Origin of the sequence: Lyngbya aestuarii BL J (assembly GCF_000478195.2) — a bacterium.
Classification (GTDB): Bacteria; Cyanobacteriota; Cyanobacteriia; order Cyanobacteriales; family Microcoleaceae; genus Capilliphycus; species Capilliphycus aestuarii.
In genome coordinates this window covers 1-903 of sequence record NZ_AUZM01000268.1, presented here as the reverse complement: position 1 = coordinate 903, position 903 = coordinate 1, and the positions used below count along the sequence as shown (strand labels likewise).

At 41.3% G+C, this 903-nt stretch carries 2 protein-coding genes and 1 pseudogene; 1 reads left to right on the top strand and 2 read right to left on the bottom strand.

Features of this window, described 5'->3' with window-relative positions:
* Positions 1-165: DUF1257 domain-containing protein (locus M595_RS29860; protein ID WP_023069921.1), on the bottom strand; the 165-nt coding region annotated here is incomplete at its 3' end.
* A gap of 43 nt (positions 166-208) precedes the next feature.
* On the bottom strand, positions 209-418 hold the full coding sequence (locus tag M595_RS27990) for a DUF2997 domain-containing protein (RefSeq protein WP_023068693.1): 210 nt from the start codon (positions 416-418) through the stop codon (positions 209-211).
* A gap of 315 nt (positions 419-733) precedes the next feature.
* Here M595_RS27990 and M595_RS32595 point away from each other — a divergent pair.
* Positions 734-903 (top strand): annotated as a pseudogene (locus M595_RS32595) (saccharopine dehydrogenase-like oxidoreductase); the annotation flags it as partial.

Genomic DNA, 903 nt, shown 5'->3' with positions numbered 1-903 from the left:
ATATCCATTGTCTTGTTCAATGGTAATTTCAGCCGGACGAGTTTGACCTTGATAGCCTCGAACTTCTTTTGAACCGGATTTCCAATCAATTTCTAAATCAGATAAAGCCGCTTTTAAAGAAGTCAGATTGCGAATTTGTGTTTTGATTTGACTAAAGTGTGACATAGACGCTGATGTTGAACGAATTGAATGAATTCGTCGGTAAAGTTTACCAATTGCTAAAATTGACTTGGGCAGTCGCCGCTTGAGATTGATTCTGAGTTTGTGCAAAATATTCAGAAGTTGTCTCCTGATTTAGCACTACACCCAATTCAGCTTCAATGGCTTTTGTAACCTCCTCACAGGAAGCACCGACAATGCCAGTGACTTTTTCCTGGACTCGGCCATCGGGATAGATCACGAACTCTAAGGTTTCCATAGATTGAGCAGACTGCTACAAGAGTTGCGGGACGTTAATCTACACTGCTCGGGCAGTGCAACCGTTTTGGCGATCGCTTCATTATTTTAATGACTGCAACATCCCTACATCAATTTTGACGAATGGATCTAAAACGAGTCATTGCTTTACAAAACTTATTAATAACTGAAGCAATCTAATCATATGTTAAGTTTCGCGTACATTCAAGCGAGAGTCAAGGTAGTGAGGTATTAGTCTTCCTTGCGTTGTATTCCCAATGATCACCGATAATAAAAGATTGTCTGATCCAAAAATCATGTTATGAGTCAAAGACCAATGACCAATTTTACTTCATCTCCAATGCGGGTTGGTATACTCGGATTTGGAGGTTTAGGACAAGCCGCAACAGCCGTTTTAGCCCCCAAACAGGAAATGCTCTGGGTTGCAGCAGCAGATCAAAAAGGCTATGCTTATTCTCCGACAGGACTCAATCGCGATCGCTGTAT